The sequence below is a fragment of the Denitromonas iodatirespirans genome (assembly GCF_018524365.1).
Taxonomy (GTDB): Bacteria; Pseudomonadota; Gammaproteobacteria; order Burkholderiales; family Rhodocyclaceae; genus Nitrogeniibacter; species Nitrogeniibacter iodatirespirans.
The window spans coordinates 13926-38825 of record NZ_JAEKFT010000003.1 but is presented as its reverse complement, the minus strand read 5'-3'; the positions used below and the strand labels follow the sequence as shown (position 1 = coordinate 38825).

The 24900-nt window shown below is 66.3% G+C and carries 22 protein-coding genes; 7 read left to right on the top strand and 15 right to left on the bottom strand.

The features are described 5' to 3' along the window. Positions 1 to 36 precede the first annotated feature (36 nt). The 4 genes from galU to smc are packed head-to-tail and all read right to left on the bottom strand — an operon-like array spanning position 37 to position 7633. Entirely contained in the window at positions 37 to 927 is an 891-nt protein-coding gene (gene galU, locus I8J34_RS03110; RefSeq protein WP_214359915.1) for a UTP--glucose-1-phosphate uridylyltransferase GalU, read from the bottom strand. Then, complete coding sequence (gene ligA / locus I8J34_RS03105; RefSeq protein WP_214359914.1) at positions 924 to 2987, bottom strand: NAD-dependent DNA ligase LigA; 2064 nt, start codon at positions 2985 to 2987, stop codon at positions 924 to 926. The genes galU and ligA overlap by 4 nt, the downstream gene beginning before the upstream one ends. Before the next feature lie 5 nt (positions 2988 to 2992). Beyond that, entirely contained in the window at positions 2993 to 4099 is a 1107-nt protein-coding gene (locus tag I8J34_RS03100; RefSeq protein WP_214359913.1) for a cell division protein ZipA, read from the bottom strand. Between the two features lie 18 nt (positions 4100 to 4117). Then, a complete protein-coding gene (gene smc / locus I8J34_RS03095; RefSeq protein WP_214359912.1) occupies positions 4118 to 7633 on the bottom strand; it encodes a chromosome segregation protein SMC in 3516 nt (1171 codons plus the stop codon). A 155-nt stretch (positions 7634 to 7788) separates the two neighbouring features. Here smc and dapC point away from each other — a divergent pair, with 155 nt between their 5' ends. The 7 genes from dapC (at position 7789) to I8J34_RS03060 (ending at position 16627) form a co-directional block, all read left to right on the top strand. Next, entirely contained in the window at positions 7789 to 8985 is a 1197-nt protein-coding gene (dapC, locus tag I8J34_RS03090) for a succinyldiaminopimelate transaminase (protein WP_214359911.1), read from the top strand. 40 nt (positions 8986 to 9025) lie between these two features. Further along, positions 9026 to 9847, top strand: coding sequence for a 2,3,4,5-tetrahydropyridine-2,6-dicarboxylate N-succinyltransferase (gene dapD / locus I8J34_RS03085; RefSeq protein ID WP_214359910.1), 822 nt, complete (start codon positions 9026 to 9028; stop codon positions 9845 to 9847). 65 nt (positions 9848 to 9912) lie between these two features. Further along, a complete protein-coding gene (locus I8J34_RS03080; RefSeq protein ID WP_214359909.1) occupies positions 9913 to 11091 on the top strand; it encodes a PilT/PilU family type 4a pilus ATPase in 1179 nt (392 codons plus the stop codon). Between the two features lie 20 nt (positions 11092 to 11111). Beyond that, positions 11112 to 12263 (top strand): succinyl-diaminopimelate desuccinylase, encoded by a 1152-nt coding sequence (gene dapE / locus I8J34_RS03075; RefSeq protein WP_214359908.1) that lies wholly within the window; start codon positions 11112 to 11114, stop codon positions 12261 to 12263. Then, positions 12260 to 13192, top strand: coding sequence for a 50S ribosomal protein L3 N(5)-glutamine methyltransferase (gene prmB, locus I8J34_RS03070; RefSeq protein WP_214359907.1), 933 nt, complete (start codon positions 12260 to 12262; stop codon positions 13190 to 13192). Before dapE ends, prmB begins: the two co-directional genes overlap by 4 nt. A gap of 94 nt (positions 13193 to 13286) precedes the next feature. After that, entirely contained in the window at positions 13287 to 16148 is a 2862-nt protein-coding gene (locus I8J34_RS03065; RefSeq protein ID WP_214359906.1) for a PAS domain-containing protein, read from the top strand. Positions 16149 to 16174: 26 nt separating this feature from the next. Further along, entirely contained in the window at positions 16175 to 16627 is a 453-nt protein-coding gene (locus tag I8J34_RS03060) for a response regulator (RefSeq protein ID WP_214359905.1), read from the top strand. Positions 16628 to 16642: 15 nt separating this feature from the next. Here the strand turns inward: I8J34_RS03060 and iscX are convergent, their stop codons facing one another. The 11 genes from iscX to I8J34_RS03005 all read right to left on the bottom strand — a co-directional run bounded on the left by iscX (position 16643) and on the right by I8J34_RS03005 (position 24884). Continuing rightward, entirely contained in the window at positions 16643 to 16837 is a 195-nt protein-coding gene (gene iscX / locus I8J34_RS03055; protein WP_214359904.1) for a Fe-S cluster assembly protein IscX, read from the bottom strand. After that, positions 16834 to 17178 carry an ISC system 2Fe-2S type ferredoxin gene (gene fdx / locus I8J34_RS03050; protein ID WP_214359903.1) on the bottom strand — a complete coding sequence of 115 codons (345 nt, stop codon included), beginning with the start codon at positions 17176 to 17178 and terminating at the stop codon, positions 16834 to 16836. The genes iscX and fdx overlap by 4 nt, the downstream gene beginning before the upstream one ends. A gap of 1 nt (position 17179) precedes the next feature. Beyond that, on the bottom strand, positions 17180 to 19048 hold the full coding sequence (gene hscA, locus I8J34_RS03045; protein WP_214359902.1) for a Fe-S protein assembly chaperone HscA: 1869 nt from the start codon (positions 19046 to 19048) through the stop codon (positions 17180 to 17182). Next, positions 19048 to 19578, bottom strand: a complete 531-nt coding sequence (gene hscB, locus I8J34_RS03040) for a Fe-S protein assembly co-chaperone HscB (protein ID WP_214359901.1) — start codon at positions 19576 to 19578, stop codon at positions 19048 to 19050. The genes hscA and hscB overlap by 1 nt, the downstream gene beginning before the upstream one ends. Positions 19579 to 19598: 20 nt before the next feature. Continuing rightward, on the bottom strand, positions 19599 to 19922 hold the full coding sequence (gene iscA, locus I8J34_RS03035; protein ID WP_214359900.1) for an iron-sulfur cluster assembly protein IscA: 324 nt from the start codon (positions 19920 to 19922) through the stop codon (positions 19599 to 19601). A gap of 11 nt (positions 19923 to 19933) precedes the next feature. Further along, a complete protein-coding gene (iscU, locus tag I8J34_RS03030) occupies positions 19934 to 20326 on the bottom strand; it encodes a Fe-S cluster assembly scaffold IscU (protein WP_214359899.1) in 393 nt (130 codons plus the stop codon). A gap of 19 nt (positions 20327 to 20345) precedes the next feature. After that, complete coding sequence (locus I8J34_RS03025; protein ID WP_304512849.1) at positions 20346 to 21557, bottom strand: IscS subfamily cysteine desulfurase; 1212 nt, start codon at positions 21555 to 21557, stop codon at positions 20346 to 20348. 47 nt (positions 21558 to 21604) lie between these two features. Next, positions 21605 to 22753, bottom strand: a complete 1149-nt coding sequence (locus I8J34_RS03020; protein ID WP_214360131.1) for a cysteine desulfurase family protein — start codon at positions 22751 to 22753, stop codon at positions 21605 to 21607. Positions 22754 to 22764: 11 nt separating this feature from the next. Beyond that, positions 22765 to 23256, bottom strand: coding sequence for a Fe-S cluster assembly transcriptional regulator IscR (gene iscR / locus I8J34_RS03015; RefSeq protein ID WP_214359898.1), 492 nt, complete (start codon positions 23254 to 23256; stop codon positions 22765 to 22767). Between the two features lie 84 nt (positions 23257 to 23340). Next, entirely contained in the window at positions 23341 to 24096 is a 756-nt protein-coding gene (cysE, locus tag I8J34_RS03010; protein ID WP_214359897.1) for a serine O-acetyltransferase, read from the bottom strand. A 59-nt stretch (positions 24097 to 24155) separates the two neighbouring features. Further along, the gene (locus I8J34_RS03005) at positions 24156 to 24884 is read right to left on the bottom strand and encodes an RNA methyltransferase (protein WP_214359896.1); all 729 of its coding nucleotides are present in this window, start codon (positions 24882 to 24884) and stop codon (positions 24156 to 24158) included. Positions 24885 to 24900: the final 16 nt, after the last annotated feature.

The following is a 24900-nucleotide window of genomic DNA, read 5'->3' as shown; positions in this document are numbered from 1 at the left end:
CGCCCGCGGGCGCCGTTTGTTTTTTGCAGTTTGCGCTTACTTCACGTCGACCGGTTCGGCGCGCGAGGTGAGGAACTCGGCAAACCCCGCACCGACCTCGGCATGACGCAGGCCGAACTCGACCGTCGCCTTGAGGTAGCCGAGCTTCGAGCCGCAGTCATAGCGCACGCCGTCGTACTGGTGCGCCAGCACAGCCTCTTCCTTGAGGAGCGAGGCGATCGCATCGGTCAGCTGCAACTCGCCACCGGCACCGGGGGTGACGTTGCGCAGATGGTCGAAGATGCGCGGCGTGAGAATGTAGCGCCCCACCACGGCCTGCGTGGTCGGCGCGTCGGCCGGATTCGGCTTCTCGATGATGCCGGTCATGCGCTGCACCGGACCGTCCTGGCGCTCGGTGCTGACGATGCCGTACTGGCGCGTCGCCTCGCGCGGCACGTTCATGGTGCCGAGCACCGAGCAGCGATGGTAGTTATAGACCGACGCCATCTGCTTGAGCACCGGCTCGCCACTCGGGTTGTCGAGCAGGTCGTCGGCGAGGATCACGGCGAACGGCTCGTCGCCGATCACCGGTGCGGCGCACAGCACCGCATGGCCAAGGCCGAGTGCTTCGGGCTGGCGGATGTAGATGCAGTTGACATGCGACGGCACGGTATTGCGCACCAGCTCCAGCATGTCCTTCTTGCCGCGGGCCTCGAGTTCGGTCTCCAGCTCGTAGGCCTTGTCGAAGTGATCCTCGATGGCACGCTTGGTACGACCGGTGATGAAGATCAGGTCGGTCACGCCGGCCGCCACCGCCTCCTCGACCGCGTACTGAATCAGGGGCTTGTCGACGATCGGCAGCATTTCCTTGGGGCTGGCCTTGGTCGCCGGCAAAAAGCGCGTGCCCATGCCTGCGACCGGGAACACGGCCTTGGTAACAATCTTCATGTTGATGACTCCTTAGTCTGATTCGTCGGATCGCCGCCGAGCAGGGCATGCAACGCGGCTTCGTCGAGCACGGTCACACCGAGCGACTCGGCCTTGGCGAGCTTGCTGCCGGCCGCTTCGCCGGCGACGAGATAATCGGTTTTCTTCGACACCGAACCGGCCACCTTGCCACCGGCGGCCTCGATCAGCGCCCTCGCCTCATCACGCGACAGCGAGGGTAAGGTGCCGGTGATGACCAGCGTTTTACCGGCCAGCGGCCCGCTGGCGGCCTGGGCGGGTTCATGCTCTTCCCAGTGGATGCCCGCCGCGCGCAGCTGGGCGATGACCTCGCGGTTGTGCGGTTCGGCGATGAAATCGAGAATGCACTGCGCGACGATCGGCCCCACGTCCGGCACCGCCTCGAGCGCAGCGGCATCGGCCGCCAGCAGCGCATCGAGCCCACCGAAATGGCGCGCCAGATCGCGCGCGGTCGACTCGCCGACATTGCGGATGCCCAGCGCGTAGATGAAGCGCTGCAATGTCGTCTGCCGGCTGGCGTCGATGGCTGCGGCCACGTTGGCGGCCGACTTCTGCGCCATCCGCTCGAGGGCCGCCAGTGTATCAACCGACAGCGAAAAGAGGTCGGCCGGTGTTTTCACCAGCCCCTGCTCGACCAGCTGTTCGATCAGCTTGTCGCCCAGCCCTTCGATATCCAGCGCCTTGCGGCTGGCGAAATGGATGATCGCCTGGGTGCGCTGCGCGGCGCAGAACAGGCCACCGGAACAACGCGCCACGGCTTCGTCCTCACCGCGCACGGCATGCGATCCGCAGACCGGGCAGACGGTGGGCATGACGAACTCGCGCTCAGAACCATCGCGCATCGCCACCACCGGGCCGACGATCTCGGGAATCACGTCGCCGGCACGGCGCACGATGACCTGGTCGCCGATGCGCACATCCTTGCGGCGGATCTCGTCTTCGTTGTGCAAGGTCGCGTTGGTGACCGTCACGCCGCCGACGAAGACCGGCGCCAGCCGCGCCACCGGCGTGAGTGCCCCTGTGCGGCCCACCTGGATCTCGATATCCAGCAAACGGGTCATCTCTTCCTGCGCCGGATACTTGTGCGCCACCGCCCAGCGCGGCTCGCGGCTGACGAAGCCCAGCTCGCGCTGCAGGCTGCGATCGTCCACCTTGTAGACCACCCCGTCGATGTCGTACGGCAAGTCGTCGCGCATGCCTTCGATCCGCGCATGGAAGGCGATCAGGCCTTCCGGGCCGTCGCAGGTGCAACGGTGCCGGCAAACCGGAAAGCCGAAGCGATCCAGCGCGTCGAGCACCCCGCTGTGCGTGGCCGGCTCGCGCCAGCCGCGCGTCTCGCCCAGCCCGTAGGCGAAGAAGGACAGCGGGCGGCGCCGGGTGACCGCCGGGTCGAGCTGGCGCACCGCGCCGGCGGCGGTGTTGCGCGGATTGACGAAGGTCTTCTCGCCCCGCTCGCGCTGGCCGGCGTTGAGGCGTTCGAAGTCATCGCGCCGCATGTAGATCTCGCCACGCACCTCGAGCACCTCCGGCGCGTCGCCGCTCAGGCGCAGCGGGATCTGGCCGATGGTGCGCACGGTATGGGTGACATCCTCGCCGGTCTGCCCATCGCCGCGGGTCGCGGCGCGTACCAGCAGGCCCGCCTCGTAGCGCAGGTTGCAGGCCAGACCGTCGAACTTCAGCTCGGCCGCATAGCGCACCGGCGGATCGCTGTCGTCCAGCCCGAGGCCGCGCCGCACGCGGGCATCGAAGGCCAACGCGCCCTGGGCGCTCTTGTCGGTCTCGGTGTAGATCGACAGCATCGGCACCGCATGGGCCACCGGCACCAGCTCGGGCAACGGCGCTCCGCCGACACGCTGGGTCGGCGAATCCGGGGTGCGTAATTCGGGGTATTCGGCCTCGATCGCCTGCAGCTCTTCGAACAGGCGGTCGTACTCCGCGTCGGGCACCGTCGGTGCGTCGAGCACGTAGTAGGCATGGCTATGGCGAGACAATGCCTCACGCAGCGTTTCGGCGCGCTGCGCCGTCGACTCCGGAACCGTCATGACACTCAGGCCGCGAACAGGCGCATGGCCAGCGCACTGCCGGCAGGCAGGCCGTACTCGCGCATCTGCGCCTGGAACTGCTGGATCTGGCCACGGATGAGCTTGGCCGCCTCCGGCCCGAAGGGGCTGCGGTTGTCGTCGACCAGATCGGCGCCCAGCGCATCGGCCAGCTGCCGTGCCACCAGCATCATGCGGTCGAACACCTGGGCGCCTTCGGCGACACGCGGCACGTCCACGATCAGGGTCAGACCATGGGTCTGCAAGTCGCGCATGCCTTCGGCGCTGAGCAGTGTCGGTTCGAGATTGCCGAGCACGAACAGGCTGTTGCCGTTGTCGTCTTCGGCATGGAACAGTCCGTCGCCACGCAGGGTCATGCCCTGAGCCTCGACCAGCCCGCGCAGTTTGGTGCCGGCGAACGGCGCGCCGCGGCTGACCAGGTTCACACCGATCTGCACATCGACGCTGGCGCAGAAGCGATCGAGCTCAGCGGCGCGGCCCAGCGCTTCGGCGCGGGCCAGCGGCGCGGCGGGGATGGCCATGAACTGGTCGGCCAGGCGCTGCACGCCTTCGGTGAAGCGGGTGAAATCGGCATCGTTGATCGGACCGCGGCGGTCGACCATCTGCATGGCGGCACAGAACCAGTGATGCGCCACGGCACTGTTGCGCGCCAGGCTGATCCAGCGGTTGCTGCCCTCGTCGAAGGCAAACCAGCCGACCGGCTTGGAGACGCCGTCCAGTGCTTCCTGCTGGGCCTGCCATACGCGCCCGGCCTCGATCGGCTCGATCGATTCGATGCGCACCACGCAGTCGACCTGTTCGTTGACCTCCGGCGGCACCTCGGGCGCCTTGCGACCGACCTCGGCCGGCGGCACGCTGCGGGCGTTGGGCTCGGCGGGCGCGACCGGCTCGATCAGCATGCCGTCGTCAGGTTCCGACACCGGCGTCTCGGCCGACAGGCTGGGCTCGAACAGCACGTCCCGATGCTCCGAGCGGAAGGCCTTCTCGGCATGTTTTTGCGCCTTGCGCTCCTGCCACTTGTTGTAGGCCAGAACGCCGACCACCGCGACCACGCCGGCGCCGATCAAACCCAGTTGCAACTCACTGATTGCCATGTTGTCCTTGCTCTATGCTCACGCGGGGGCGTCCGCCATCCGCAGTGCTTCTTCCATGTCGACCTCGACGATACGCGAGACCCCTTGTTCCTGCATCGTCACCCCCACCAGCTGGTGGGCAATCTCCATGGTGATCTTGTTGTGGCTGATGAACAGGAACTGCGTCTGCGATGCCATTCGCTTGACCATCTCGCAGAATCGTCCGGTGTTCGTATCGTCCAATGGCGCGTCCACCTCGTCAAGCATGCAGAACGGCGCGGGATTGAGCTGGAACAGCGAAAACACCAGCGCAATCGCCGTCAGCGCCTTCTCGCCGCCCGACAGCAGGTGGATCGACGCATTCTTCTTGCCGGGCGGCTGGGCCACGATCTGGATGCCGGCATCGAGAATCTCTTCGCCCGTCAGCACCAGCCGCGCCTGCCCGCCGCCGAACAACTGCGGGAACAGGGTCGAGAACTGGGCGCTGACAGTGTCATAAGTGGCCTGCAACTGCTCGCGGGTCTCGCGGTCGATGCGGCGGATCGCGTCTTCGAGCGTGGCGATGGCCTGGGTCAGATCCGCATGCTGGGCGTCGAGATAGCCCTTACGTTCGCTGGCCGCATTGAGCTCGTCGAGTGCCGCCAGGTTGACCGCGCCGAGCGCCTCGATCTGCCGCGCCAGGCTGGCCACGTCGCGCTGCAAGGCGGTTTCGCGCACCTCGGCCAGCAGTGGTGTGAGTTCCGCTTCGTCGGCCTCGACCTCGTCCAGCCGGCTCTGGTGCTGGGCCTGCGCCATCTCGGCCGCCTGCCGTGCCAGACGCAGTTCGGCGACCCGGTCACGTAGCGGCGCGGCGGCCTGCTCGACCCGCAGGCGGTCTTCTTCGAGCGTCTTGAGCGCGGCACTGGCATCGGCCAGTTGATCGCGCCGCTCGGCCAGCGCCTGCTCGCGCGATGCCCGCTGCGCCAGCGCGCCCTGCAAGGCGGCATCGCCGGCCGCCGGGTCGGTGGCGTCATGCTCGGCCGCGCGCGCCACCCGTTCCTGTTCGATGCGCGCCAGCTGCTCGGCGGCGAGCGCATGGTTGCGGGCGATGTCGTCGAGCTTGCCGCGGCATTCGCGCTGCGAGAAGCCCGCCTCCTGCACATCGCGCGCCAGCGCCTGCAGTTGCGACTGTGCTTCGCGATAGGCGGCCTCGCGGTCCGCGCGCACCGAATTGGCATGCTCGACGCGCTCGCGCAGCACTTCCATCAACGCCTCGCAACGCGCCAGCTCGCTGCCGGAGACCGCAAGATGCTCCTGCTCGACGCTCAGCGCGCGCTGGATCTCGGCCAGATCGCCGGCGATCCGCGCCTGATGCTCTTCGGCCCGCTGGCGCGCCTGGGTCTGCTTGAGCAGCGCCACCTGGGCCTGGTGCACCGCGCCCTGCCGGTCCTGCTGCTGGCGACGCAGTTCGGTCGCCCGCGCTTGTGTCTGGGTCAATGCCGCCTCGGCGGCGGCCAATGCGGACTGCGTATCGGCATGAGCGGTGTTGAGGGTGTCGAGTTGGCCCTCGAGTTCATGGATTTCGCGCTCGCGCTCGATGACGCCGTGGGTACGCGAGTCGGCCACATAGTGGATGAAGCAGTCCTGCGACAGGCACTGCCCCTCGGGCGACACCAGCCATTGCCCCGGCGCCAATGCGTCGCGCCGATCGATCCAGACCGACAGGTCGTCCACCGCATACACGCCGGCCAGCCAGTGGCCCAGCGTCGCCCGCAGCGGTGCGTCGCAGCGGATCAGGTCGATCAGCGCCGTGGCACCGGGCAATGCCGGCGCCGGCGTCGGGTCGGCCGATGTCGGCCGCATCACCGCCAGCGTGGTCGGTGGCGGCTCGCTGCGCCAGGCGGCCAGGTCGGCCAGCGCCGATTCCGGCAAGGCGGCGAGGCGTTCGCGCAGCACCGCCTCGACGGCGCCTTCCCAGCCGGCCGTCACATCCAGTTGTTGCCACAGCGCCGAGACTGTCTCCAGACCGTGGCGGCGCAGCCAGTCGCCTAGCGCGCCCTGCTGCTGCACCTTGCGTTGCAACTGCACCAGCGCATCACGGCGGGCCTGCGCCGCGGTGAGGCGACGCTGCAGATCGCGCTCCTGCTCGACCGCCTGCTTGAGCGCCGCTTGCTGCTCGGGCAACACGGCCTGCAGCGCTTCGCCTTCTTCAACCAGCGCCTCGAGCGCCGACTCGCAGGCGGCCAGTTGCATCTCACAGCGCTCCACCTCGGCGTCCGGCGGCAAGGCGATCTGGCCCTCTTCGGCGGTCAGGCGCGCCTGCCGGCCCTGCAAGGCCTCGAGCGCGCGGCGGGCGCTGGCGCTGCGCGTCTCTTCGACCCGCGCCTGTTGCTCGGTCTGGGCCAGCTCGCGCCGCGCGGCGGCAGCGGTGGCGTCGGCTGTGCGGAAATGCGCCTCTGCCTCGGGCACCTGCTCGCCGGCCGCCTCATGGCGGGCTTCGGCCTGCGCCAGGCGCAGCTCGGCCGCTTCGAGCAGTGCCTGCCAGCGCGACTGCTCTTCGTGCAACTCAGCCTGGCGGGTCGACCAATGAGTGTGCTCGGCGGCGAGCTGTTCGAGCCGGGCGGCCAGGCGGCGGCGGTTGTCGGCCAAGTGCTGGCGCTCGGCCTCGAGGCGGCTGACTTCAGCCGAGGCATTGAAGAAATCGTTCTGCGCGCCCTGCACCGCTTCGTTGGCGGATTGATGCGCGTCACGGGCGGTGTCGATGGCGGCGGTCAGTTCGCCCAGCCGCGTGCTGTCGGCTTCCATCTGCCGGCTGGCTTCGCCCAGCGCCTGCGCCACCCGATCGCATTCGGCACGCGCCTCGTTGCGCTTGAGCAGCCACAGCAGCTGCTGTTTCTGCGCATGCTCGTGATGCAGGCGGCGATAGCGCTCGGCCACCTCGGCCTGGGCTTCGAGCCGGGTAATGCGCTCGCCCAGCTCCAGGCAGATGTCGTCGAGGCGCAGCAGATTTTCGCCGGCGTCGGACAGCCGGCCTTCGGTCTCGCGTCGGCGCTCGCGGTACTTGGTGACGCCGGCGGCCTCTTCGAGAAAGCCGCGCACCTCTTCCGGGCGCGCCTCGATGATGCGCGAGATCATGCCCTGCTCGATGATGGCGTAGGCGCGCGGGCCCAGGCCGGTGCCGAGGAAGAGGTCGACCACGTCCTTGCGGCGCACCAGCAGGTTGTTGATGTAGTAGGACGAATCGCCGCTGCGGTCGAGCACGCGCTTGACCGCGATCTCGGCATACTGCGACCACTGGCCGGCGGCCTTGCCGTCGGCGTTGTCGAAAACCAGCTCGACGCTGGCGCGCGAGACCGGTTTGCGGGTCGTCGAGCCGTTGAAGATCACGTCCTGCATCGAGGCGCCGCGCAGGGCCGAAGCGCGTTGCTCGCCGAGCACCCAGCGCACGGCGTCGATGATGTTGGACTTGCCGCAGCCGTTGGGGCCGACCACGCCGACGAGCTGCCCCGGGGACAGCACCGTGGTGGGGTCGACGAAGGTCTTGAAGCCGGCGAGTTTGAGGCGGGACAGTCTCACGAAGTATCGATCTGGCAGTCAGTGCGCGGCCGGTTGAGCGCGAGTGCGCGGCGCGAAAGATAAGCGCGCTATGATAGCATCTTCGCCGCCTTCAACCGCCCGGCACGCACGCCATCGATGCCATTTGCGCGCCCCGCGACCTGACCGAGTCTGCTGTGAACCCCGACCTCGACCGACTTCAGCCCTACCCGTTCGAAAAGCTGCGCCAGCTGTTCGAAGACCTGCCCACCGACTCGCCGCACAGCGCCATCCGCCTGTCGATCGGCGAGCCGCGCCATGCCACGCCGACGCTCATCACCGACGCGCTGGTCACCCATCTGAGCGGGCTGGCCACCTATCCGCTGACCACCGGCACGGCCGCCCTGCGCCAGACCATCGCCAACTGGCTGATGCGCCGCTACGGCCTGGGCACCATCTCGGCCGAGACCCAGGTGTTGCCGGTCAATGGCTCGCGCGAGGCCTTGTTCGCCTTTGCCCAGTGCGTGGTCGACCGCAGCCACCCCGGCGCCAAGGTCATGTGCCCCAACCCGTTCTACCAGATCTACGAAGGCGCCGCCTTGCTGGCCGGCGCCGAGCCCTTGTTCGTCAACACCGTGGCGGCGTCGGACTTCAGCTTCGACATCGGCGCCGTCGATGCCGACACCTGGCGCAGCGTGCAACTGGTCTATGTGTGCTCGCCGGGTAACCCGACCGGCCATGTGATGTCGCTGGACGAATGGCGCACGCTGTTCGCGCTGGCGGACGAACACGGCTTCGTCATCGCCGCCGACGAGTGCTACTCCGAAATCTATTTCGACGAGGCCGCGCCGCCGCTGGGCGCCATGGAAGCGGCCTGGCGCCTGGGCCGCACCGACTACCGCAAGCTGGTGGTGTTCTCCAGCCTGTCCAAGCGCTCCAACGTGCCGGGCCTGCGATCGGGTTTCGTCGCCGGCGACGCGGCCGTGCTCAAGCAGTTCCTGCGCTACCGCACCTATCACGGCTGCGCCATGAGCCCCTCGGTGCAGGAGGCCTCGATCGCCGCCTGGAACGACGAGTTCCATGTCATCGAAAACCGTCGCCTGTACCGCGAGAAGTTCGACCAGATCGTGCCGATGCTGTCGCCCTGGCTGGGCGTCGAGCGGCCCGATGCCGGGTTCTACCTGTGGGCACGCACGCCGGGCTCGGACACCGACTTCGCCCGCGCCCTGCAGGCTGAATATAATGTGACGGTTCTGCCGGGCAGCTATCTGGCGCGCGAGGCCGGCGGCATCAACCCCGGCGCCGGCTACGTGCGCATCGCGCTGGTGGCCTCGCCCGAAGAGTGCCTCGAAGCGGCCGAACGCATCGTCGCCTTCTGCCGTGGCCGCCAATAAGCTCTAACACTTTCAAATCATCGACAAAGGGATACCCCCCATGCAACAACTCCAACAGATCATCGATACCGCCTTCGACAACCGCGCCAGTCTGTCGCCCACCAGCGCACCGGCCGAGATCCGCGAGGCGGTCGAAGAAGTCATCGCCGGCCTCGACAACGGCAGCCTGCGCGTGGCCCAGAAGGTGGACGGCCAGTGGGTGGTCAACCAGTGGATCAAGAAGGCCGTGCTGATCTCCTTCCGCCTGCGCGACAACGCGATCATGTCGGGCGGCTCGACCAACTACTTCGACAAAGTCGCCACCAAATTCGGCGACTACACGCCCGAGCAGTTCCAGCAGGGTGGCTTCCGCGTGGTGCCGCCGGCCACGGCGCGCAAGGGCAGCTTCATCGGCAAGAACGTGGTGCTGATGCCCTCCTACGTGAACATCGGCGCCTATGTCGATGAAGGCACCATGGTCGACACCTGGGCCACCGTCGGCTCCTGCGCGCAGATCGGCAAGAACGTGCACCTGTCGGGCGGCGTCGGCATCGGCGGCGTGCTCGAACCGGTGCAGGCCGGCCCGGTGATCATCGAGGACAATGTCTTCGTCGGCGCCCGTTCAGAAGTCGTCGAAGGTGTCGTTATCGAAGAGAATGCTGTTCTCTCGATGGGCGTGTACCTGGGCCAGAGCACCAAGATCTATGACCGGGAAACCGGCACGGTCACGTACGGCCGCGTGCCGTCCGGCGCCGTGGTGGTGCCGGGCAGCCTGCCCTCCGCCGACGGGAAGTACAGCCTGTACTGCGCCGTGATCGTCAAGCGGGTCGATGCGCAAACGCGTGCCAAGACCGGCATCAACGAGTTGCTGCGCGGCGCCTGATACGCCCATCGGAGCGGGCTGACACCCGCTCCGCTCGATCGCCCCAACCGCCAGGAAGCGCTGCGATGATCCTCGACAAGCTGTTCACCCTGATGGCCGAGAAAAATGCCTCGGACATCTTCATCACCGCCGGCACTCCCATCCATATCAAGATCGAAGGGGAAACCCTCCCGATCAACCAGCAGTTGATGGAGCCGGGCATGATCCGGCGCATGGCCGAAGAGATGATGTCGGCCGAACAGACCGCCCGTTTCGAGCAGGACCGGGAGATGAACCTCTCTTTCGGCCGGCGCGACGTGGGCAACTTCCGGATCAATCTGTTCTGGCAGCGCAACAGCGTGGCCATCGTGGTGCGCTTCATCCGCGGCGACATCCCGACGCTGGCCTCGCTCAAGCTGCCCGAGACGCTGGGCGACGTGATCATGGAAAAGCGCGGTCTGGTGCTGGTGGTCGGCGCCACCGGTTCGGGCAAGTCGACCACCATGGCGTCGATGATCGACCATCGCAACCGCAACCGAACCGGTCATATCCTCACCATCGAGGATCCGATCGAATACCTGTTCAAGCATCGCAAATCGATCATCAACCAGCGCGAGATCGGCATCGACACGCGCGACTGGCACGAAGCGCTGAAGAACGCCATGCGCCAGGCGCCCGACTGCATCCTGATCGGCGAGATCCGCGACAAGGAAACCATGCAGGCGGCACTGGCCTATGCCCAGACCGGCCACCTGTGCCTGGCCACGCTGCATGCCAACAACGCCTATCACGCGCTCAACCGCATCGTTAACTTCTTCCCGCTCGAGAACCGGCCGCTGCTCTATCTCGATCTGGCCGTGGCGCTCAAGTGCATCATCTCGCAGCGCCTGGTGCGCACCCCCGACGGCACCCGCCTGCCCTCGGTCGAGCTGTTGCTCAACACCCGTCATGTGTCGGAGCTGATCGAGCGCGGCGAGATCTCCGGCATCAAGGAAGCCATGGAGCAAACCCTGGCGCCGGGGTCGCAGACCTTCGAGCAGGACCTGTTCCGCCTCTACCGCGAGAAGACCATCACCCTCGACGAAGCCCTGGCGCATGCCGATTCGCCGACCAACCTGTCCTGGCTCATCAACAATTCGCAAGTCAGCCCCAACGCCAGTGACAACAAGCCGAAACGCCCTGCCAGCAGCGTCATCGATTTCGAAACCACCCAACCGGACGGCGCCTCGTTCAGCGAATTCACCCTGAACCTGGAAGACCGCTGACCGATACCCACCGACTCTCCATGACCCGACCCGATTCTCCGACGCTCGCGCTCACCCGCGAGCTGATCGCACGCCGTTCCGTCACGCCCGAGGATGCCGGCTGCCTCGAACTCATCGCCGACCGCCTGGCACCGCTGGGCTTCACGCTCGAGCGCATCGACCGCAACGGCGTGTGCAACCTGTGGGCACACCGCGGCAGCGCCGGCCCCACGCTGTGTTTCGCCGGCCACACCGATGTGGTGCCCACCGGGCCGGTCGAGCGCTGGGCCTCCGAGCCCTTCGTGCCGACCGAACGCGACGGCACCCTGTACGGCCGCGGCGCTGCCGACATGAAGACCTCGCTGGCCGCCTTCGTCACCGCCATCGAGCGCTTCGTCGGCGCCCATCCCGACCACCCCGGCCGCATCGCGCTGCTGCTCACCTCCGATGAAGAAGGCGATGCCACCGACGGCACCATCGCCGTGGTCGAAGCCCTGCAGGCACGCGGCGAGCGGCTCGACTACTGCATCGTCGGCGAGCCGACCTCGGTCGAGCGCCTCGGCGACATGGTCAAGAACGGCCGGCGCGGCAGCCTGTCGGGCAAGCTGGTGGTCAAGGGCATCCAGGGCCACATCGCCTACCCGCACCTGGCCCGCAACCCGATCCACCAGGCGGTGCCGGCGCTGACCGAACTGGCCGCCACCGAATGGGATGCCGGCAACGAATACTTCCCGCCCACCAGCTGGCAGATATCGAACATCGCCGGTGGCACCGGAGCCAGCAACGTGATCCCTGGCAGCGTCGAGGTGCGTTTCAATTTCCGCTTCTCGTCGGCCTCGACCGACGCCGGCCTGAAGCAGCGTGTGCACGAAATCCTCGACCGCCACGGCCTCGAGTACACGCTGGACTGGAGCCTCTCCGGCCAGACCTATCTCACGCCGCGCGGCACACTGGTCGATGCCGTCACCCGCGCCATCCAGACCGAATGCGGCGTCGCGGCCGAGATCTCGACCACCGGCGGCACCTCGGACGGGCGCTTCATCGCGCGCATCTGCGATCAGGTCGTCGAATTCGGCCCGGTCAATGCCACCATCCACAAGATCGACGAATGCATCGCCCTCGATGCCATCGATCCGCTGTCGGCGGTCTATGCCCGCTGCCTCGAAAACCTGTTGCTGCCCCCGAAACCATGAGCCACTCCCCCGACGAACACGAGCACGACGACCACGACCACAGCGGCCCGCTGGTCGAGTTGGTGACCCTGCGCGACTGGCTGCGTTACGCCGTCACCCGCTTCAACCGCGCCCAGCTTTTCTTCGGCCACGGCACCGACAACGCCTGGGACGAAGCGGTCTACCTGCTGCTGCACACGCTGGCCCTGCCGCTCGACCGGCTCGACCCCTTCCTCGACGCCTGCATTCCGCTCGACGAGCGCGAAACCCTGCTCGACATCATCGAGCGCCGAGTCGAGTCCCGCCAGCCGGCTGCCTACCTGACCGGCGAAGCCTGGCTGGCCGGCTACCGGTTCAAGGTCGATCCGCGTGTCATCGTGCCGCGCTCCTACTTTGCCGCGCTGCTCGCCGAGGGGCTGGCCCCGTGGATCGATGACCCCGAATCGGTCACCCGCGTGGCCGATGTCTGCACCGGCTCGGGCTGCCTGGCCATCATGATGGCGCACACCTTCCCCAACGCCGAGGTCGACGCGGTCGACCTGTCGGCCGATGCCCTGGCGGTCGCGGCCGACAACGTCGCCGACTACGGCCTCGAAGACCAGGTGCATCTGCACCACGGCGACGCCCTCGCCCCGCTGGCCGGCCAGCGCTACGACCTGATCCTCAGCAACCCGCCCTATGTCACCGCCGAGGCCATGGCCACTCTGCCCGCCGAATACCGCCACGAGCCTGAGATGGCCCTGGCCGCCGGCGAGGACGGCCTCGACGTGGTGCGCTCGCTGATCGCCCACGCCCGCGCCCACCTCAACCCGGGCGGCCTGCTGATGGTCGAAGTCGGCCACAACCGGCATCTGGTCGAAGAGGCCTTCCCCGACCTGCCCTTCACCTGGCTGGCCGACGCGCAGGCCGAAGACATGGTCTTCCTGCTGCGCGAGGAGGAGTTGCCGTGACCGTGGCCGGCGGCCCCGCCCCGTTCGGACAGCGCTGAGATGGCTGTGCCCCCGGCCAGTTGTCGCGGCGCGCACTCGACGGCAGCGTGAGCACATGACCCGCCCCTGGCAAACACCGGTCGGCCTGCGGGCCAGCTTGATCGCACTGGTCGTTGCCGTGCAGGCACTGGCGATGCTCGGCATGCTGTTCGCCGCCTGGCAGCTCCTCGGCCCAGTCACGCCACAGAGTGCTCCGCCGGAATTGCCCACATCGCTGGCGCGCCTGCTGAGCGCGCTCGGGCCGACGCAGCCGTCGCCGGCCCTGAGCGCCGGTGCCGAGCGCTGCGTTGCCGAGTTTCATCTTCAACGCCTCGAGATCACGGACACCGCCGGGCGGGTGCTGGCCCGCGCCGAGCGCAGCACACCCGCGGCGATCGCGTCGGCGCCGGACGGCCGCGTTGCGCTGGACCTCGGCGGGCGTCCCGCCGGCACCGCCAGCTACTGGCTGGCGCGCGATCTGCCGACCGTCGACCGCGAGCATCACATCCAGCGACTCGCCATGATCGCCGGGCTCGCACTGCTGCTCTCCGCCCTGCTCATCGCCGTACTGACCCGCGGCCTGTCACGTCGCCTGCAACGTCTGCGCGACGCCGGCCAGCGTTTCGCCAAGGGGCATCTGAGCACCCGCATCCAGGACGAACGCCAGGACGAGCTGGGTGAGTTGGGGCGCAGTTTCGACCGCATGGCCGAGCAGCTCGCCCAGCAGTTCAAGCGCCTGCGCGCCAAGGACGCCCGCCTGTCGCTGGTCATCGAAGGCACCTCCGACGGCATCTGGGACTGGGATCTGCTGGCCAACGAAGTGTATTTTTCGCCGCGCTTCCGCAAGCTGCTCGGCTATGCCGACGAGGCGGAATTCCGCCGCGGCTTCTTCTTCTCCACCGCGCTGCACCCCGACGACCGCGACCGCGTGCTGTCCGCCCAGTATGCCCACCTGGAGCACCGCACCCCCTTCGACGAGGCCTACCGCCTGCGCTGCCGCGACGGCAACTATCGCTGGTTCCGCGGGCGCGGCCAGGCGCGCTGGAACAAGGACGGCAAGGCCGACCGCTATGCCGGCTCGATTACCGACATCGAAGCGCAGAAGCAGTCGGAAGCGGCCCGGCGCGAAAGCGAAGAGCGGCTCTATTACGCCATTCGCGGCTCCTCCGACGGCATCTGGGACTGGAACCTGCGCCTGGACCGCTACTACATGTCGCCGCGCTACAAGCAGCTGCTCGGCTACCGCGACGACGAGTTGTCCAACCATCGCAGCCAGTTCCTGGCCTTGATCCACCCGCAGGATCTCGAGCGTGTCGAAACGGCGGTCGCCGAGCATTTCGCCACACGTCAAACCTACGACGTGACCTGCCGACTGCGCCACAAGGACGGCGAATACCGGTGGTTCCGCAGCCGCGGCGAAGCGGTATGGAACGAGGCCGGCGAGGTGGTGCGCTTTGCCGGCGCCAGCAGCGACATCACCGAACAGCGCCAGGCGCAGGAGAGCATTCGGGCGCTGTTGGCCGAAAAGCAGGCGATTCTCGACAACGTGCCGGTCGGCATCGTGTTCGTCGACCACCAACGCATCGCCAACGCCAACCAGCGTTTCAGCGAGTGGTTCGCGACGCCCGAGCGACCGATCGTAGGCGCGTCGCTGGCGTCTTTCGGTGTGCATGAAGAGGCGCCCCCCCAACGCGCACGCGAACTGCAATTGAAGCGCCAGGACGGTGAGCAACGCTGGTTCTATGTCACCAGCCGCCCCATCAAACCCGAGGCACCCGACGCCGGCGCCTTGTGGATCTTCGCCGACACCACGGCGCTCAAAACCACCAGCGCGGCGCTGCGCGACGCCCATGATCTGTCGGATGCCGTCATCAAGAGCCTGCCCGGCGTGTTCTTCCTGCTCGAGGCCAGCGGGCGCATCGTGCGCTGGAACCGCAACCTCGAAACCGTCACCGCCACGCCGCCCGAGCGGATGGAAGACCTGATCATCCGCAGTCTGTGTCATCCGGACGACCGGCTGAACTTCCAGGGCGCGCTGACCCAGGCGTTGCGCAACACCCAGGCCACCGTCGAAGCCCGCCTGAGCACCGCCGAAGGCAAGGCGGCCCCCCATGTGTTCACGATCATCAAGGTCGACCTGCATGGCGTCAGCCACCTGGTCGGCGTCGGTGTCGACATCAGCGAACGCCAGGCAGCGGAACGCGAAATCCGCGCCCTCAACACCGCGCTCGAAACCCGTGTGCGCGAACGCACGGCCGAGCTGAGCGCGGCCAACGACGAGCTCGAATCGTTCAGCTATTCGGTATCGCACGACCTCAGCGCCCCGCTACGCGGCATCGACGGCTTCTCGCGCATGCTCGAGGAAGATTACCGGCCCCAACTCGACCAGAACGCGCTCGACTATCTGCAGCGCATTCGCAGCGCAACACAGCGCATGCAGCAGCTCATCGACGATCTGCTCAAGCTGTCCAAAGTCACGCGCGACCAGATGCGGCGTGCCAGTTTCAATCTGACTGACCTCGTCCGGGACATCGAAACCGAACTGCGTGACGAGTACCTCGAGCACCCGGTTTCGCTTACCGTGCCCGACACGTTGCCGGTCCGGGGTGATCGGAACCTGCTGCGCATCATGATGAGCAATCTCATGCGTAACGCATGGAAGTTCAGCACCCGCAATCCCTCGCCCGCCGTGACAATCGGTTGCTTGCAGCAAGACGGCGAGACGGTGTATTTTGTGCAGGACAACGGCGCCGGGTTCGACATGCGTTATGCCGGCAAGCTCTTCTGCGCCTTCCAGCGTCTGCATCGCGACACCGACTACCCCGGCACCGGCATCGGGCTGGCCACCGTGAGTCGGATCGTTCACCGTCACGGCGGCCGCGTTTGGGCCGACGCGCAGGTCGATCGAGGCGCAAGCTTTTTCTTTACCCTCGGATAATTTCCCCGCCGCCCCCAGGAGCACGCATGGCCACAGAGCGCCCCATTCTGCTAGTCGAGGACAACCCCGATGACGAGGCGTTGACCTTGCGCGCCTTCAGCAAGAACAAGATCGCCAATCCGGTCGTGGTCGCCCGCGACGGAGTCGAAGCGCTCGACTACCTGTTCGGCAGCGGCAGCCAGGAAAACCGGAAGAGCAATCCGATGCCGGCGGTCATCCTGCTCGACTTGAAACTTCCGCGCATCGACGGACTGGAAGTCCTGCGCCGGATCCGGGCGCATGAGCAAACCGCGCTGTTGCCGGTGGTGGTGCTCACCACCTCGAAGGAACAACAGGACATCACCGAGGCCTACCGGCTCGGTGCCAACAGCTATATCCGCAAGCCGGTGGATTTCGAGCGCTTCATCCAGGCCGTCGGGCAGCTTGGCGTGTATTGGCTGTCGCTCAACGAATCCTCGGAGCCAACGCCCGGCGCCTGATCCTTAGCGCAGGGTTCAGGCCACTTCGTCGATCCAGGCCTGCTGGATCCCTTCGAGAATCCGCTCGCCGCAGCGCTGCGGATCGTCGTCGAACTCCGGCAAGGCCAGCACCCAGTTCATCAGGTCGACAAAATTCAGTTGGGTCGGATCGGTATCCGGATGCGCCTCCGACAGCTGGATGGCGATCTCTTCGACGTCAGTCCATTTCATCCGTGCTTGCCCTCGCTGACCATGTTGATCGTATATTTCGGGATCTCGACCGTCAGCGGCGTTTCGCGCACCACCGCCTGACAGGACAGGCGCGATGTCGGCTCAAGCCCCCAGGCCCGATCGAGCAGATCGTCTTCGAGCTCCTCCGCGGCCTCGAGCGAGTTGTAGCCCTCGCGCACGATGACATGGCAGGTGGTGCACGCACAGCTCTTCTCGCAGGCGTGCTCGATCTCGATGCCGTTGGCCAGCAAGCTGTCGCAAATCGTCATCCCCGGCGCGGCCTCCAGCACCGCCCCGTCCGGACATAACTCGACATGCGGCAACACTACGATCTGCGTCATTTCAAACCTTCAGTTCATTGATCTTGTGGCCGGCCAGGGCCGACCGGATGCTCTTGTCCATCCGCCGCGCGGCAAATCCATCGGTTTCCCGCCCCAGCCCATCCAGCGCCTGGCGCAAGGCCTTGGCATCGTCGCCGGCGACCGCGGTGCGCAAAGCGGCCATGGCCGCGTCGATACGGGCCCGCTCTTCGTCGTCGAGCAAGGCCCCGTCGGCCTTGAGTGCCTGCTGCACGGCTTCGAGCATGCGCTCGCCTTCGACCTGCAGTTCGCGCACGGCACGTGCCTTGGCATCGTCGCTGGCATGTTCGAAACCCGATTTGAGCATCTCGGCGATTTCGTCGTCGGCCAGACCATACGAGGGCTTGACCACCACCTGCGCCTCGACACCGGCCGACATCTCGCGCGCCGTCACCGCCAGCAGGCCGTCGGCATCGACCTGGAAGCTGACGCGGATGCGCGCCGCGCCGGCCGTCATCGGCGGAATCCCGCGCAGTTCGAAACGCGCCAGCGAGCGGCAAGCCGACACCAGCTCGCGTTCGCCTTGCACCACATGGATGGCCATCGCGGTTTGCCCGTCCTTGAAGGTGGTGAATTCCTGCGCCTTGGCGATCGGGATGGTCGAATTGCGCGGCACGATCTTCTCGACCAGGCCGCCCATGGTCTCCAGCCCGAGCGACAGCGGGATCACATCGAGCAGCAGCCAGTCTTCGTCTGCCGTGCGGTTGCCAGCCAGCACATTGGCCTGCATGGCGGCGCCCAGCGCCACCACCTTGTCGGGGTCGAGATTGGTCAGCGGTGACTGGCCGAAGAACTCGCCCACGGCCTGCTGCAGATGCAACATGCGGGTCGCACCGCCCACCATCACCACGCCCTTGACCTCGTCGACCGACAGATCGGCATCGCGCAAGGCCTTGCGTACCGGTGCCAGCGTCTTGTTGACCAGCGTGCGGGTGATGTCCACGAAAGTCTCGCGGGTCAGCGTCAGGTCGATTTCGTCGCCGGTGCTGAGCGTGCCGCGAATCGGCGCTTCTTCCTCGATGCTCAACAACTCCTTGGCACGCCGCGCCAGCCCCTCCAGGCGTCTGGCATCGCTGTCCGACACCGGAGCCACGCCGGACTGGTCGAGGATCCAGCAGAACACCCGGTGATCGAAATCGTCACCGCCCAGCGAGGCGTCGCCATTGGTGGACATCACCTCGAACACGCCGCGCGACAGCTTGAGGATGGAAATATCGAAGGTGCCGCCGCCCAGATCGTAGATGGCGTACACGCCTTCCGACGCATTCTCCAATCCGTAGGCCACGGCCGCCGCGGTCGGCTCGTTGAGCAGGCGCAACACGTTGAGGCCGGCCAGCCGGGCGGCATCCTTGGTGGCCTGGCGCTGGGCGTCGTCGAAATAGGCGGGCACGGTAATCACGGCACCGACCAGCGGACCGCCCAGGCTCGCCTCGGCGCGCTCGCGCAGCGCCTTGAGGATCTCGGCCGACACCTCGACCGGGCTCTTCACCCCATTGACCGTGCGAAAACGCAACATGCCCTCGGTGTCGAGGAAGTCATAGGGCATCGATTCGATGTGCGTCACGTCGTGAATGCCGCGCCCCATGAAGCGCTTGACCGACACCAGCGTGTTGCGCGGGTCGTCCACCTGATGCGCCTGCGCGGCACGCCCCACCAGCGCTGCGCCACCACGCGGATAGTGCACGACGGAGGGCAGCATCGCGCGCCCCTCGGCATCGTTCAGGCACACGGCAATGCCGTTGCGCACCGAGGCGACCAGCGAGTTGGTGGTGCCCAGATCGATGCCGACCGCGAGCCGGTGCTCGTGCGGCGCGGTCGACATGCCGGGTTCTTGGAGTTGTAGCAAAGCCATCAGTCTTCCAGCGCTTCGAGCGCGTCGTCGATTTCAATCTGCAGTTTTTCGATGAACATCAGCCGGCGCACCGTGTCGGCCGCGGCTTCGCCGTCGGCAGCGGTGTCTCCCAATTGGCCGGACAGGGCCTGGCGAAGCTCGCGCTCATGCAGATCGAGGCGCTGGCGCATGTGTTCCAGATCGCTCACGTCGCCGCCCTCGCGCGCCTCCTCCACGCCCTCGCGCCACTCCATCTGTTCCATCAGGAATGCCGGGGCCATCGCGGTGTTGGTCTCGATGCCGGCATCGACGCCGCGCAGCGACAACAGGTAGCGGGCGCGCAGGAGCGGCTTGCGCAGCGTGCGGTAGGCTTCGTTGACATGCGTCGCCCACTGCATCGACACGCGTTTTTCCGCGTCGTTGCGGTGGGCGTGACGGTCGGGATGCACCTGGGCCTGGCAGTCGCGATACGCCTGTTCGAGCTGCTCCCGATCGATATCGAAGGTCTGCGGCAGACCGAACAGGGCAAAGTAGTCCTGCTGAAGATCCATCACTGTGTCCTCAGCCAGGTTCAGACGTTAAAGCTTTCGCCGCACCCGCACTCGTCTTTGACATTGGGGTTGTTGAATTTGAACCCCTCGTTCAGGCCTTCGCGCACGAAGTCCAGCTCCGTGCCGTCCATGTAGGGCAGGCTCTTCGGGTCGATCAGCACCTTCACCCCGTGGCTCTCGAAAATGATGTCTTCGGGCGCCGCCTCATCGGCGAACTCCAGCTTGTAGGCCATGCCGGAGCAGCCGGAGGTCTTGACGCCAAGGCGAATGCCCACGCCCTTGCCGCGCTTTTCGATGAAACGGGCGACATGGTCCGCCGCACGTTGTGACAGAGTGATTGCCATCGATCGACTCCTTATTCGCCTTTCGTTTCCTGGTGCTTGCGATAGTCCGCCACGGCGGCCTTGATCGCATCTTCGGCCAGGATCGAGCAGTGGATCTTCACCGGCGGCAGGGCCAGCTCTTCGGCAATCGCCGTGTTCTTGATTTCCAGCGCCTCGTCGAGGGACTTGCCCTTGACCCATTCGGTCACCAGCGAGCTGGAAGCGATCGCCGACCCGCAGCCGTAGGTCTTGAACTTGGCGTCTTCGATCACGCCTTGTCCATTGACCTTGATCTGCAGCTTCATCACGTCGCCACAGGCCGGCGCGCCGACCATGCCGGTACCCACGCCGGACTCGTCCTTGCCGAAGGCGCCCACGTTGCGCGGGTTCTCGTAGTGGTCCAACACCTTGTCGCTATAAGCCATTTCAATTTCTCCTGTCAGCTCAGTGGGCCGCCCACTGCACGGTATTCAGATCCACCCCTTCCTGCACCATCTCCCACAGGGGCGACAGTTCGCGCAGCTTGTTGATCTTCCGATGCAACAGGTCAATGGTGTAATCCACTTCTTCTTCGGTGGTGAAACGTCCGATCGAAAACCGGATCGAGCTGTGCGCCAGCTCGTCATTGCGCCCCAGGGCGCGCAGCACGTACGAGGGCTCCAGACTGGCCGAGGTACAGGCCGAGCCGCTCGACACCGCCACATCCTTGATCGCCATGATCAAGGACTCGCCTTCCACGTAGGCGAACGAGATGTTGAGGTTGTGCGGCACCCGCTTGGCGATGTCGCCATTCACATAGGTGGCCTCGATGTCGGTCAACCCGTTCATCAGCCGGTCGCGCAGCAGCCCGATGCGCACGTTCTCGGTCGCCATTTCTTCGCGCGCCAGGCGGAAGGCCACGCCCATGCCGACGATCTGATGCGTCGCCAGCGTGCCGGAGCGCATGCCGCGCTCATGGCCGCCACCGTGCATCTGCGCGATCAGGCGCACCCGCGGCTTGCGACGCACATACAACGCACCGATGCCCTTCGGGCCGTAAGTTTTGTGTGCCGAGAAGGACATCAGGTCGACCTTCAGCTTCTGCAGATCGATGTCGACCTTGCCGGTCGCCTGGGCGGCGTCGACATGGAAGATGATGCCGCGCTCGCGGCAGATCTCACCGATCTCTTCGATCGGCTGGATCACGCCGACTTCGTTGTTCACCATCATCACCGACACCACGGTGGTGTCGTCGCGCAGCGCGGCGCGGAAAGCATCCAGGTTCAGCAAGCCGTCTTCCTGCACGTCGAGATAGGTCACCTCGAAGCCCTGGCGCTCGAGTTCGCGACAGGTATCGAGCACGGCCTTGTGCTCGGTCTTGAGCGTGATGATGTGCTTGCCCTTGCTCTGGTAGAACTGGGCCGCGCCCTTGATCGCCAGGTTGTCCGACTCGGTCGCGCCGGAGGTCCACACGATCTCCTTCGGGTCGGCATTGACCAGCGCCGCCACGTCGGCGCGCGCCAGTTCCACCGCCTTTTCGGCTTCCCAGCCATAGGCGTGCGAGCGGCTCGCCGGGTTGCCGAAGTGCTCGCTCAGGTAGGGAATCATGGCGTCGACCACGCGCGGATCGATCGGCGTCGTTGCCGAATAGTCGAGGTAGATCGGGAACTTCAACATGCACTCTCTCCGTCAGGGCGTCTGCCGCCCACTCAGTTCTTGTCGCTTCAGCTTGCCATGGCGCTCAGGCCACGCAAGCGCTTCAATTCTTCCGTCAATACGCCGATGAAGCGCCCGACCTCGTCATCGGTCGTCGCCCGGCCGAGGCTGATGCGGATCGCCCCGCGCGCCATCTCAGGCGCCACGCCCATCGCCAGCAGGGTTTTCGACGGTTCCGGATTGGCACTGGAACACGCCGAGCCGCTGGCGCAGGCAAATCCGGCCCGATCGAGCTTGCCGACCAGGGTTTCGCCGTCGATGCCGTCAAAGGCAAAGAAACTGGTCCCGGCCAGACGCGCTGCGCCCGCCGAAAACACCCTCGCACCCAAGCCGCCGAGCCCGGACTCCAGCTTCGCCTTGAGCTGAGTCAGACATGCGGCATCACTCGCGCGGCGTGATTCTGCCAGTTCGCACGCCAGACCAAAACCCACGATTGCAGCAAGGTTTTCCGTCCCGGAGCGCAAACCGCGTTCCTGGCCGCCGCCATCGATCAGCGGCGCCACTTCGACCCGCTTGTCGATCACCAGCGCCCCGACACCGATCGGGCCGTAGATCTTGTGGCCCGACACCGTCAGCGCATTGACCCCCAGCGCGCGAAAATCCACCGGCACCTTGCCGAGCGCCTGCACCGCATCGGTGTGAAAGAACGCCCCCTGTGCCCGTGCCGCCGTGGCCAATGGTGCAATCGACTGCAGCACGCCGCTCTCGTTGTTGGCCAACATGACCGACACCAGCCGCGGCCGCCCATCCATGACCTTGGCAAACGCCGCCTCGTCGACCACGCCCTGCGCATCGACGCCGATCTCGTCGAACTGCCAGCCCTGCTTCACCAGCCGTTTGGCCGCCTCGCGCACGCAAGGATGCTCGATGGCGCTGACAGCCACGCGGCCCGGCTTCATCGTCGCTGCCGCGCCCTTGAGAAACAGGTTGTTGGCTTCGGAGCCGCCGCTGGTGAAGATCACCTCGGTCGGATGCGCGCCGACAGCCGCCGCCACCTGTGCCCGGGCCGCATCGATCGCGGCGCGGGCCTGGCGCCCGTATTCGTGCCGGCTCGACGCATTGCCGAAGCGCGCGCCGAGATACGGCAGCATCGCCTCGCGCACCTGCGGATCGAGCGGTGTCGTCGCGTTGTGATCGAAATAGACCGGGGCAAACATGGGTGTCACGCTCAAATCGGAACCGACTCGCCATCGGCGACCCGCGCCCGCTTGTTCACCACCACCACCTTGCCGTCTTCCTGCGCCGCCGCTTCACGTGCCTGCTGCGCAGTGACCAGACAGTGCAGCGTGACCGAATCGAGATACTCGAACATGCGGCGATTCAGATTCGTCCACAGATCGTGGGTCATGCAGCGGTGTTCGTCATGGCAATTCTGCTTGCCGCCGCACTGGGTCGCGTCGAGCGGCTCATCGACCGCCACGATGATATTGGCCACCGTGACATCCTTCATCGGCTTGGCCAGACAGTAGCCCCCGCCGGGCCCGCGCACGCTCGACACCAGCTTGTGGCGACGCAGCTTGCCGAACAGTTGCTCAAGATACGACAAGGAGATGCTCTGCCGCTCGGCGATCCCCGCCAGGGTCACCGGCCCGCCGTCCTGGCGTAGCGCCAGGTCGATCATTGCGGTCACGGCGAACCGGCCTTTGGTCGTCAGTCTCATTGTCTGTCCTCGCTGCGCGAATACCCGATGTATTCGGTCGACAATACATTACCCGACTACTTCGATCAACTATTGATCCGCCGCTCAATCGACCATTTTGCTCAGGCGTTCGGCATCGAAATCATCGCTCGGCTCGCTGTCGCCATTGACCGGCAACCCGGCCGCTTCAAGACGCTTGACCATGATCGCCAGACGGCGGTCGGTCTCGACGGCATGGTCGAGCAGACCGTGGATGGCCTTGGTCAGCGGGTCGTCCATGTCGCGCGTCACGCCATAGGCCGAAAAGCCCATCGCCTCGGCTTTCTGTTCGCGCGCGTCGTCGCGCTCGCGATCGAGGATCCGTGCCGGGTTGCCGACCGCGGTCGCCCCCTCGGGCACCGGCTTGACCACCACCGCGTTCGACCCGACCTTGGCCCCATCGCCGACGGTAAAACCGCCCAGCACCTTGGCGCCAGCACCGACCACCACGCCTTTGCCCAGGGTCGGGTGACGCTTGGTGCCCCGATACAAGGAGGTGCCGCCCAGCGTGACGCCCTGGTAGATGGTGCAGTCATCGCCCAACTCGGCGGTCTCGCCGATGACCACCCCCATGCCGTGATCGATGAACACACGCCGGCCGATCACCGCGCCCGGATGGATCTCGATACCGGTCAGCCAGCGGCTGACATGGCTGATGAACCGCCCCAGCCAGTAGAACTGCCGCCGCCAGGCCGCATGCGCCAAGCGATGAAACATCAGCGCATGGACGCCGGGATAACAGGTCAACACCTCCAGCGCCGAGCGCGACGCAGGGTCCCGACTCCTGACACTATTGATATCTTCCCGCAAGCGACTGAACATGCGCTCCTCCAAGGCTGGGTGATGTGGATGCTTTCATTGGAAATGAAAGCCCGACTATTTTAATCGACTTTACGCTGCAACGCACTGAGGATACCGCGCAGAATGCCGACCTCCTCCTTCTCCAGGCGCACCCGCCCGAACAGGCGGCGCAACCTCGGCATCAACTTGCGCGGATTGGCCGGGTCGTGAAAGCCGCTGTCGATCATGGCCTGCTCAAGGTGGCCGTAGAAACCTTCGATCTCGTCGAAGCCGGCAGGCGCCCCGGCACCATCCGGCGCCACGGGCAATTCACTGCAGGCCATGCGCATTTCGTAGCTGAGAATCTGCACCGCCGCCGCCAGGTTGAGCGAGCTGTACTCGGCGTTGGTCGGGATCATCACCGGCAGATGGCACAGCGCCAACTCTTCGTTGGTCATGCCGCTGGTTTCATTGCCGAACACCAGCGCCACATCGCCCTGCGCCGCATAGCCGGACACCGTAACCGCCGCTTCGCGCGACCATTGCATGGGCAAGGACAGCTCGCGGCGCCGTGCGGTCATCGCTGCACTGAACACCGTGCCGGAAAGCGCCGCTTCGAGCGACCCGACCACCTGGGCATGATCGAGCACATCGGTCGCCCCCGAGGCGCGTGCCGTAGCAACGTCGCTGGGAAACACCTGAGGATTGACCAACACCAGCCGCGACAGGCCCATGGTCTTCATGGCTCGTGCCGCACCACCGATATTGCCGGGATGGCTGGTGCGGGTGAGCACCACGCGCACACGGTCAAGCAGACTGGCTTCATTCATATTAGAATTTGTGGTT